This window comes from Fulvivirga ulvae, assembly GCF_021389975.1.
Classification (GTDB): domain Bacteria; phylum Bacteroidota; class Bacteroidia; order Cytophagales; family Cyclobacteriaceae; genus Fulvivirga; species Fulvivirga ulvae.
Map to the genome: position 1 here is coordinate 2,345,177 of NZ_CP089981.1, position 11,119 is coordinate 2,356,295.

At 41.3% G+C, this 11,119-nt stretch carries 7 protein-coding genes; all 7 read right to left on the minus strand.

Annotated elements, in window-relative coordinates; genetic code table 11:
• Positions 1–27: 27 nt before the first annotated feature.
• Complete coding sequence (locus tag LVD17_RS09735) at positions 28–2,367, minus strand: PAS domain-containing sensor histidine kinase (RefSeq protein WP_233766402.1); 2,340 nt, start codon at positions 2,365–2,367, stop codon at positions 28–30.
• 86 nt (positions 2,368–2,453) lie between these two features.
• The gene (locus LVD17_RS09740; protein ID WP_233766403.1) at positions 2,454–3,560 is read right to left on the minus strand and encodes an acyloxyacyl hydrolase; all 1,107 of its coding nucleotides are present in this window, start codon (positions 3,558–3,560) and stop codon (positions 2,454–2,456) included.
• Between the two features lie 8 nt (positions 3,561–3,568).
• Positions 3,569–4,735, minus strand: a complete 1,167-nt coding sequence (locus LVD17_RS09745; RefSeq protein WP_233766404.1) for an aminotransferase class V-fold PLP-dependent enzyme — start codon at positions 4,733–4,735, stop codon at positions 3,569–3,571.
• 43 nt (positions 4,736–4,778) lie between these two features.
• Positions 4,779–5,558 (minus strand): hypothetical protein, encoded by a 780-nt coding sequence (locus tag LVD17_RS09750; RefSeq protein ID WP_233766405.1) that lies wholly within the window; start codon positions 5,556–5,558, stop codon positions 4,779–4,781.
• Complete coding sequence (locus LVD17_RS09755) at positions 5,555–8,251, minus strand: triple tyrosine motif-containing protein (protein WP_233766406.1); 2,697 nt, start codon at positions 8,249–8,251, stop codon at positions 5,555–5,557. The genes LVD17_RS09750 and LVD17_RS09755 overlap by 4 nt, the downstream gene beginning before the upstream one ends.
• A 110-nt stretch (positions 8,252–8,361) precedes the next feature.
• Positions 8,362–9,708, minus strand: a complete 1,347-nt coding sequence (gene gdhA, locus LVD17_RS09760; RefSeq protein ID WP_233766407.1) for an NADP-specific glutamate dehydrogenase — start codon at positions 9,706–9,708, stop codon at positions 8,362–8,364.
• A 65-nt stretch (positions 9,709–9,773) separates the two neighbouring features.
• Positions 9,774–11,099, minus strand: a complete 1,326-nt coding sequence (locus tag LVD17_RS09765; protein ID WP_233766408.1) for a peptidoglycan DD-metalloendopeptidase family protein — start codon at positions 11,097–11,099, stop codon at positions 9,774–9,776.
• Between the last annotated feature and the right edge of the window lie 20 nt (positions 11,100–11,119).

An 11,119-nucleotide genomic window follows, 5' to 3' on the forward strand; every position in this document is an offset into this window, starting at 1 on the left:
ACTGCCAATTTATAACGTTTGTTGTTCCTAAGCGGCAGGTAAAACGATTTTAAAAGTTGTACCCACATTGACCTTGCTTTCAACTGATATTTCTCCTCCCAGCTTATTGATGGACTGTTTTACGATATACATACCGAGCCCCGATCCTTCAGATTTTTCAGTGGCCCGGTAAAACATGTCAAATATTTTTTTTATCTGACTTCTGTGTATGCCTATACCGTTGTCCTTAAAAGTAATTATCAGCTCTGTTGGGGTAAAAACAGCTTTAATTTTTAAATAACTATTCCTGACCTCTGAGTTTACGTATTTGTAGGCATTTGAAATGATGTTGCTAAAAATGATTTTTAACCTGAGCGGATCACTTGTAAATGATTTACTGTCTCCTTCAATGATTAAGGTGGTTTTTACCTGCTTAAAGCTTTCGAGATATTCCAGATCAGTGATGCAATTTTCAATCAGCGCCTTAAGTTCAAACGGCTCCATTTTCACCTCCGTGCGGCTGGCTTTTGCATAATTAAGCATCGATCGCACGAATTCATCAAGTTTTAATATACTCTTTTCAATCCGGCCAAGATACTCGGCCTGATGCCCCCGGTCTTCATCAATCTTCGCAATATTAACAAGACCAAGAATGGAGGTCAGAGGTGATCTTAAATCATGGGAGGTTTTATATACTAACTGATCTAGTTCAAAATTTCTGTCAGACAGCTCGCGAAGGGCTACATTAAGCTCTTCTTCTCTATTGGCCAGTGCCAGGTTTTGTTTCCTAAGTTCTTCATTAAGTTTGGTCAGCTTATCTTCTGCCATCTTTATTTCAGTGATATCCCTGACGGCGCCATCAAAAATATCTTCCCCCTGTGGGCCTTTGGAATGGGAACAACTGTACAGACCCCAGAATGTATCCCCGTTTTTCTTTACCAGTTCTACTTCTTTATTTCTCACAAAACCTTGCGAACGGATGGATTCTACAATCTGTGTTCTGGCTGTTTCCTCTGCGTAGAGCACATTTGGGTTAATTCTAAGTACCTCTTCTTCTGAGTCATAGCCGAATATTTCTATAAATGCTTCGTTGGCAAAAACTATACCTCCATGCACGGAGGTTCGGAATATACCTTCTGTAATATTCTGGCTGATTGAGGTTAAAAGCTGTTCATTTTGCCTTGACTTTTCTTCAGCGATCTTTTGCTTGGTAATGTCCCTTACGGCCCCATCAAAATAAGTCTGGTTGTGCTCCCCTTTGATAAGGGAAGAACTCATCAATCCCCAAAACTCTGAGCCGTCCTTTCTTTTAAATTTTACTTCAACGTTGTTGATATTCTTTTTACTTAATAACATTTCATGGATTTCTTTTCGTTTGTCCATGGATGCATAAAGCTTTGACGAATGGATTTTATTCAAGGCGTTGAGAGTGTCAAAACCAAACATTTTCAAAAATGCCTGATTAACATATTTGAAATTACCCGTAGGCACACTCCTATAGATACCTTCATTTATGTTTTGATTAATGCCCTCCAGTAGCTGACTCGTTTCCCGTGCTTTGTCTTCGGCGAGCTTTTGTTTGGTTATATCTCTGAAATTGGAAATAATCCCACTCACCTCGGGCTTGTCGAGCAGGTTGGTGAGGGTAGCATCCGACCAAAGGTAGTGACCGTCTGCATGTCTTAATCTAAATCGGTAATTCAGACTTTGACCCGGTTGTGACAGTATGCTTTTAAATGCATCCTGCGAAATAAGTATATCATCGGGGTGGATAAAATCCGTACCCTTCCTGTTGCAGACATCATTTTCTGAATAACCAGCAATATTTTGTACAGAAGGGCTTGCATAGATGATGTAACCCTCCGAATTGTAGAGTACTATTCCTTCGTAGGCATTTTCTATTAACGCCCTGAATTTCTTCTCCCTCGATGTTAACCTTATCTCATAGCTCTTCTTTTCCGTAATGTCGTTAGAGGCATATAGCAGGTGAGTACATTGCCCTTCTTTATTGGTTATAGGTGTAATTGATGATGAATAGTACCTTGTGTCACCTTTAAATTCAAATTCCTCTATGAATATATTGGTTTCGCAGGTTTCAAGTACTTCCTCATACTTGGCTAATACATCCTGGGCCTTTGCTTTACTATATTCATATTCCTCATACATTACGTCGGTAATACTTCTCCCCAGGAACGTCTGGGCTGTAATTTTTGGATTAAATGATTTTGCGGCTTCCAGGTATGACGGGTTAACAGATAATATTATCAGTTCGGTGTTGTTTTTTACTTCCAGCAAGCAAAACAGGTCTGAAGTATTTTGAAAAATTAGCGAAAGGTAGCCATTTTCCGCGCCGAGCTCATCGTTATAATTGGTTTCAGAGGATTTCATTTAGCACAATTACCAACACATAAATTACCCAAATTAACTTAATCAATATACAAGTAAAATTATGAAAATTAAAGATTGTCAATGCTTTAAATGGAGAGGCCAAGGCCAAACTCCACCATGTCTGCAGTACGACTATGTGCTTTGAGTGTAATCTGGGGGAAAAAGTGAGGCGTTACCATATATTTGAAGCCGTAACGTTGATACCAGGTTGACTCATAATAGTCCTGAGGTTTAAAAACATAAAACCCTCCCTGGAGTATGACCCTCATTTTTCCCAATAATAACTCAGACCCTACCGTGAGCGCCACTTGCCTGCCATCATCCTCCAATGAGCTTTCAGTCACCCCTTTTTGCTCATTATAAACTGCCCATGCTTTTTTTACTGATTCTCCCGAGTAAGTAAATCCATCCACTCCTAAAAGTATGGTATTATAGCGGGATACCTGGCGGCTCGTGTAAAGGCTTACGCTGTAAGCTTTATGTTTTGTATCTTCCCTTAGTACTTCCCTCCATGCAGTGCCACCAAAAATGTTGACATGCCAGCGCTTATCGAAAGTCTTTACCGTATCTTTTTCAAAGTTTATTTTCAGCGGATTAGGTACATAGCGCAGGCCGATTCCGGCTATAGGAAAGTTCATACCATTATTAGGCATGTTTAACTTGCCGTTCGAATAGTGCCTGAAAGCCAGATTGATATTGAAGTAATACTGATCAGTTAGCTTTATTTCATGATGGATAGTGCCTCTGAGGACGTAACTGATTTTGCTGCTAATAGCTTTGTTGTCGGGGTTTTCTGTAGCCTCAAATGTCCTGGTAGAGTATACGAAGCCTGTGCCGATATTAAACCTCCATTGACTTTTGCGGTTATTGTTGGGCGTCACGTCCAGGTAGCTTGTAAGTGAATAAACACTGCCCAGCTCCCGGGGTAGTCCATAGTTAAAATATGAAGCCGCAAAACCAATGTGAGGATAGTTAAATAACCTTTCCCACCTGTGGCTTCCATTAGTAATTTTAGCGGCATATAGCTCGAGGCCGTGCAGGTTAGACATCTGCAACTTAGGCATATCCTCTTTATACCGCAATACACCTCCATAATAGGGGTTGGCACCAAAAGACCATGAGGGCTTTTGCTGGGCAAAAAGACCCTGACTAAAAAATAAACCAGCTAAAAAAAATGTAAAAAAATATGGCATATGATTAATCAAAATATTTGACGCAAGGCAGCAGTCAGATCGTCTACTTCTTGCTCGGTGTTATAATAATGTACTGACGCTCTGACTACTTCTTCTAAATTTCTATCTTCCATATCCAGCAAAGTGCTGCTTTTATGAGAAACTACGGTATTAAAACCTTTAGCATTCAGAGCTTCCTTTAACTGCGAGGCTTTGACAGAGGTGGTGAATGTTACTATCCCCGATTGCACGGCACCTATATCGGTAACTTTTACATCTTCTATTTTTTCCAATTCGCTGCGAAGATACTGCGAAAGCTGGACTACACGCTGCCATATATTGTCCATTCCAAAGCTATTTGCTTCTTTCAATGCCTGTGTAAGCCCAATTTTAGCAGCGAGACCTGATTCCCATGTTTCGAATATTTTAGCGTCTGTTCGCGCTTCATAAGCATCAGGTTTTACCCAGTTTGCAGAGTGCAAGTCAAGGTTAAAGGGGTTTAGAGAAGTTAAAACGTTTTTATTTACATACAAAAATCCTGTGCCACGAGGCCCTCTCAGGTATTTGCGCCCTGTGGCAGATAAAAAATGACACCCTATTTTATTAACATCAATAGGATACTGGCCAATAGACTGGCACGCATCCAGCAGGTATAAAATATTATGCTTTTTAGCAAGCTTCCCAATTTTCTCAGCGGGATTTACCAGTCCGCCGTTGGTCGGAATATGTGTTACAGAGATTAGCTTTACACTTTCGTCAATGCTTTCTTCGAGCTTTTGCAGGTCAATTTCCCCTACACTGTTGGAAGGGATGACCTTTATGTTGATCCCTTTATCTTTTTTCAGGTATAAGTATGAAATGAAATTGCTGGCATATTCTGCTTTTGTGGTGAGTATGGTATCTCCTTTTTTAAATGGGATGGAAAAAAAGGCCCTTTGCCACGCCACTGTGGCGCTTTCAGTAAAAGCTATCTCCTCAGGCGATGCATTAATAAGTTTGGCAGCTTCGAGGTAAAATTCTTCAAGCTGGGCTTTATGTTTTGCAGCTGTTTCGTATCCACCAAACCGGGCTTCGTTTTTCAGGTAGTCAATTTGAGCATCAAGTACCTGCTGGCTGACCAAAGAAGCACCTGCACTGTTAAAATGTACTACATGTGTAACACCAGGAGTATTTTGACGAATGGTCTGAATATCCATTTTTTAGAAGGAGTTTAACGGTTTAACTAAATTTTCTGCCGAACTAAAGGGCAGGTTTGTCAAAAGAGCTAAAGACTTTGTCGGGCAGATCCCGGAATACACTCACCTTATGTGGCCCTTTGCCATCGGACCGGTCGGAGGATAACATCACTCCATCATATTCGCTATAGTTATCCCAAGGCCATATGGCAGAAGGTATCTCCTGGCCCGCGTCTTTAAAATAAGCCCATTGTTTAACCAAATGATCAGCTTTATCAACGTAAATCTCATATTTATTTTCCGGAGTAGAACCTACGTTTTCAAAAGTTAAGGTTAACACATCGGCTCTGATACCAGTGGCGGTAGTATCCTCCCGACTGTACTTTAATGTGACACCGCTATCTTTTAATTTGAAAGGCATCACCAACCAGTATGAGTCGTTGATCCAGATATCTTTTGCCCTTTTTAAGTAAATCCTGAGGGAGTCGGGATCAGTGATTTCACCGGTATCTTTAAATACCCTGCCCTCCAGTGTGTTAATATTTACCAGATAAGTGGTTTGTTTCGATGGCACGTCAATTCTGACTCTGTTGGAATGTTTGTCCCAAACAAGGTCCCTTGCACCAAAGAAATTCCAGGCAATATAGCGAAGGTTGTCGTAGTTCTTTCTGCCTCCCATAGCTACCATTATACTGTCCGCTATGGCGATGGCTCTTTGATCAGAACCGGCTTCATTAAAACCTTCGGCAGCGGGGTTTGGGTTGGTTTGTTGGTCAGCCTTCTTTTCAGGAGAATTGCACCCATACACTACAGCCAGCATGACAAGAATTATAAACTTTTTCATTTGGTTTTGGGATTCACTTGTTTATTTCTGATTTTAATTAGGTCAGAGACCTTCACTTCGTTTCCTTTAAAAATGTATTTGCGCAAAACACCTTCAAAAGGCAGGATTATTAGTGCAATTAATACCTGCATGATAAAATCCAGCACGGGGGAGCTTGAGGAACCAAATTCATTTTCGGCAACTGTCTGGATAAACTCAATAATGATGATCAATGTGAGTACGGCTAGTAACCGGCTCACCAGGTGATATTTGGTATCAAGCTTTTTAAGTCTTACCGAAATAAATAAGAGAAGTGCCAGTGTTAAAAACTCAAGCGCATAAAACCAGGCTCTTTTCCAGTAGGGAGGTATAACCTTGAAGGCTACCGGAGCAGCTTCATTGATGTTGCCTAAAGTATTTCGTGATTTAACTTTCAGTATATATTCTCCTTCCGGCAGATACGGGAAGTTGATTTCATTGTAGTTGGAAGACCATTCGGACCATTGATCATTCAGGCCTTCCAGCTTATATGAATATTGAATATCCAATACTCCTGAATATTCCGGTTGGACAAATTCAAAAATGAGGTTACCGTTTTGCTGATCAAACACCAGTTTTGGTGCAGGCGATAATATTTCAGAGGTTGTCCGGATATCTTTTAAATAAATTTCATATCCATTTGATATAGTACTCAGCGCAGGATTGGAAAGCTTGTAAAGGTCATTGTTGTCTGTGATTACCCAGTAATCTTCACCACGGTCGTCAGTAGCAATATAATTTATGTTTTTAAACAGGCTTAGAAGGTTTAATTTATCCGAAATTTCTTCAGGAACAAGCGTTGACCACCGCTGACCTGCGTGTATCCAGACTTTCCCGTCCGCTCCGGCAAGGTATCGGTCCATATTGGCAGTGCTTCTTATTTTTTTTAAAGATTTATCACCATCACGGGTGGTATAGACGCCAGACTCATTAATAAACAGGATACTGTCGCCGGAGGCAGCACCATAAGTTTCATAGAAATATGGGTTTTCGATGTGGTATTCGTCCATCTCGGTGATTTGACTTCCCTTAAGCTTTATCCAATAAAGGTCGTTGGTACTACAAAACCAGATGCGGTTATGTTTGTCTTCAAATATATGCTGCACGTAATCTTTATAATCACCAAAAATTTCCAGCTCGGGATACCCTTCAGCTTTGTAATTAAAAACTTTTAGCTCATCAGTATAGGTACTGGCAAAGATCTTGCCCTGGCTTGGAGAGACATAAAAATAGCGTATAGGAAGGCGGGAAATGGGAATAGCTTTTCCTCCGGTGATTTCAAACAAGCCGTCGAGCCCGCCACAAAATAAACGCTTGCCGGAAGAGAAAAACTGGAATACCTTAGATTCTATACCTTCAATTTTTTTATATCTGTACTTAATGGATTGCAGTTCCTGTTCAATACGTGTTTTATAAACCGGGGTCTTTTCATTTTCTGACTTGCCGGAAGGCCTGATATCCGGATCATTCTTTTCCTTACCTCTTTTTAAGAAGCTGAATATACCCCTGCCTTTACCTTCGGAATCCTCTTCAACTTCTGTTGCTTTTACCTCTTCCTCAGGCGATTCGGGCACTCTTACATAATGGATGGTTTCATTGTAGTTCCTTACTTCATCAAGGTAGTAAACGCCCAGGCTGGTGCCTACATAGAGTTTGCCACGGTGATTTCTGGTTGATAGCATCTTACCTTGCAGGCCAGGGTACCGATTAAAATTTTTAAAAGGAAATGTGGGTGAAATCCGGGTCAGGCCAACGGCATGGGCCGCCCATATGCCCAGGTTTCGGTCAATGGCCAGTGCAAATATTTCATTGTCAGGGAGCCCGGTCTGGTAGTTTATGATTTCTTTGATCTCACCTTTTACAGGATCAATGAATACAACCCCACCTTTTAACGTCGAAATTGCAGCGAGTGAATCACTAAACCAGATACCTTTCTGAATACCACTCTCAGCCAGGTATCCCTGATCGTTAGATATTTTTACAGGCTGGAGTCTCCTTTGTCTATATAAGTACAATTTATGATCTACGGTACTGATGAGATAATTTTTACCCTCTGGACCTACGCAAATAAACCCAGGCTCAAGATCTTTTAGGGCTTTGTTGGGGGGACTTATAAGTTTTGTGCCCTCTATGAGTTGCATGCCACTATTGGTGGTTGTAACGTAAATCTGGCTCTCAAAGGAGAGTAGATTGACAATTTTGCCACTATATCTTGGAGATATTTTTAGTGAAGTACCTGTTTCAATATTATATATAAAAATGTGGCTTTCGTTGATAGCGTACAAGGTATCTCCCTGAATAAGAACACTAAATATGTCTTTAGCTTCTGGCATTTTGTCTGAAAGAGATACGTAGGACAAGTTAAAGTTTGCATCACGACTCAACCTTCCAAAGCCGCTTCGCCCTCCGGCATAGATAACATTGCTTTTACTAACCGTGAGGCTGAATATGGCTGAGGGAGTCTTTGAAAAATCCCAGTTTCTGCCATCAAAAGTTAGTATACCTGCCCTATTGGCAATGCATATAATACCCCGATGATCCTGAAGAATATCAAAATTGACATTATCAACCCTGCTGCCAGTGGGCGAATAATGTGTAAGATAGAAATCCCCATCCTGAGCTTTACAAAAAATAAACAGGAATAATAACAGTTGAACAAGAAAGAACTTTTTCACGGCCACACCTCTAGTTTACCCCTAAAATACTGAAAGAATACGGATTAATTCAAATAAAAACCCCGAAGACACTCTCCGGGGCAAAAGAAATATTACTTTCTTTGTGATTCTTATATTATACCCTGTGCTATCATAGCATCAGCTACTTTGATGAAACCGGCAATGTTGGCTCCCACCATATAGTTACCTTCAAATCCATAATGCCTTGCTGCAATAAGCGCACTATCATGGATCTCCTTCATTATCTTTTGAAGCCTCTGGTCTACTTCCTCCGCTGACCAGTAAGAACCAAGATAATTTTGCATCATTTCAATCCCTGATGTTGCCACACCTCCGGCATTCGAAGCCTTGCCGGGAGAGTATAAAATTCCGTTGTCGATAGCAATATTTATGGCCTCAATGGTCAGCGGCATATTGGCCCCTTCTCCTATTAGCCGGATGCCGTTTTTAACCATGTTCTCCGCATCCTTGCCATTCACCTCGTTTTGGGTGGCGCAAGGAAAGGCGCAGTCCGCCTTAATATCCCATAGTGGATTGTAATCTGCGTTGGTGTCTTCAGTATATTTGGCAGATTTATACTTGTCAGCGTACTCTTGAATACGACCTCTTCTATTGTTTTTCAGGTCTTTAATAAACTCCAGCTTTTCAGAGGTTATGCCGGCTTCATCATAAATAAAGCCCGAGGAATCTGATGCAGTTACAGGCTTTCCTCCCATATGGAGTATTTTTTCTATCGCATGCTGAGCCACATTACCAGAACCTGATACAATGCAGGTTTTACCTTTAATGCTCTCACTCAGGCGGTTTAACATATTCTCTGCAAAATATATCAGCCCATACCCTGTTGCCTCAGTTCGCATTAAACTGCCACCCCAGCCAATACCCTTTCCCGTAAGTACTCCGGTAAATTCATTGCTCAGCTTTTTATAAGTGCCAAACATATAACCAACTTCTCTTCCTCCTACGCCAATATCTCCTGCAGGTACATCAGTTCTATGTCCTACATGTTTGGTAAGCTCCGTGAAAAAGCTTTGGCAAAATCTCATTACTTCATTTTCTGACTTGCCTTTAGGGTCAAAGTCGGAGCCGCCTTTGCCGCCACCCATGGGGAGACCGGTCAGGGCATTTTTAAATACCTGCTCGAAAGCAAGAAATTTAAGTATGCCGGGGTAAACCGAAGGGTGAAACCTTAATCCTCCCTTGTAAGGACCAATGGCGCTGTTCATTTGTACCCTGTATCCTTTGTTTACCTGAACCTCACCCTTGTCATCCATCCAGGTTACCCTGAATGATATCATCCTTTCAGGTTCAAGCATTCTTTCCAGGATCTTATACTTCCTGTATTTTGGATTTTTATCCAGAACAGGCTTTACTGAATCGATTATTTCTTCAGCAGCCTGATGAAATTCCGGCTCTCCGGGGTTTCGCTCTTTTACAATATTGAGTAAATCTGACATGGGTTAAGTTTAATTTTTATTTATTAAAGATAGTATAAGTATATTTAATGCAAACGTTTTCTAGATCATCTTTTAACAGCCCTTTGTGTATTAACAAAGCCGGTGCTGATCCAGCCTGTAATATTCTCTGAAGTAACGATATATTCAAAACCATTGTACCTGGCCAGTAGCTTTAAGTTATCGGGCGGCGTCAGGCGTGCCCTTGGCACACTTGTACTGTCCGGGGCTGAAAATATTTCCACGGTTCGTCGCAGAGTTATTTCCGGACCGCCGGTTATAGGCTCAGTCAAATTTTTATAGATATAACCCTCTTGTTTATCCGGCAACTGAGCTCTGTACCAACTGTTACTTTCCCCGGTAATAAGCAGAAAATTATTTTGGTACAGTTCACTTTGTACACCATATTGCATGCCTGGCCCCTTTCTGAGATTTACTTTTTGAGCAATTACTTTATACGGTTTTCTAAAAGTCACCGTGTCAATGGGTGTTTTTTCCAAACTCTTCTCCATGGTTTGAACGAATCCCAAAGGATTGATCGCGCCTTGTTGATAAATGCCAAAATGCAGGTGCGGAGCGGTGTATTTGGCATTCCCGGTATTGCCTACCAGTCCTAAAGTGTCACCGGTTTTCACCATCTTCCCCGAATTTACTAACTGGCTGTCCAGGTGTGCAAAGTAATAATTGAGATTTCGTTTTATATCTTTCATCCAGATCACGTTTCCCCCAAGGTTGGTATTTCCTACACGGACAATGACGCCATTGGCAGGAGCAATTACCGGTGTGCCACGACGGGCAAATATGTCTATCCCTTCATGTGATCTGAGACCACCATCGCGAGGGTCTCCGAAAATACTCTGAATAGAGAGGTTGGTAGCCCCGGTAACCGGGTTTTTTAGAATTGGCGACACTGAGATTGTAAGAGTATAATAGAAATCTACAAGTAGTTCGGGCTGTATCCTCAAAAGACAGGATCGGCCTGCTTTGAATTCATACTCCAGATTGTTGCCGGAGTCGCCATGAGCCACCTGTTCCCACTGTCCGTTGGTACTGTTTTCGAAAAGGTCAACAAAAAGGGTGGCTTCACCGTTTCTTACGGCCTCTAGGGCCACCGTTAGCTTTTGTCCGCTTTTTATACGAAACCTATAGGCGTGTGCATCTGGTCTGGAAGCCTGGAAATAACCTGCTTCTGTATGAGGAAGAGAAACAGACAGAGAGTCTTGAAAAGCTTCTTTACCTGCCCTTAGCCATTGTCGGGCAAGCGCTGTTTTCTGTAATTCTGTTTTTTCTAAAAGCTTCTTATATTCTTCATAGGGTGTATTGCCTGAGAATACATCTTTTACTTTTTTGAAGCCATTGCATGACAGAAGAATAAGCGTACATAAAACTATCAATAGCCGCATGTAAAACTAAC

Excerpts from the sequence above, each read along its gene's own strand:
- LVD17_RS09735 (WP_233766402.1), bottom strand. The coding sequence starts at position 2,367 with ATGAAATCCTCTGAAACCAATTATAACGATGAGCTCGGCGCGGAAAAT.
- LVD17_RS09740 (WP_233766403.1), bottom strand. The coding sequence starts at position 3,560 with ATGCCATATTTTTTTACATTTTTTTTAGCTGGTTTATTTTTTAGTCAG.
- LVD17_RS09745 (WP_233766404.1), bottom strand. The coding sequence starts at position 4,735 with ATGGATATTCAGACCATTCGTCAAAATACTCCTGGTGTTACACATGTA.
- LVD17_RS09750 (WP_233766405.1), bottom strand. The coding sequence starts at position 5,558 with ATGAAAAAGTTTATAATTCTTGTCATGCTGGCTGTAGTGTATGGGTGC.
- gdhA (WP_233766407.1), bottom strand. The coding sequence starts at position 9,708 with ATGTCAGATTTACTCAATATTGTAAAAGAGCGAAACCCCGGAGAGCCG.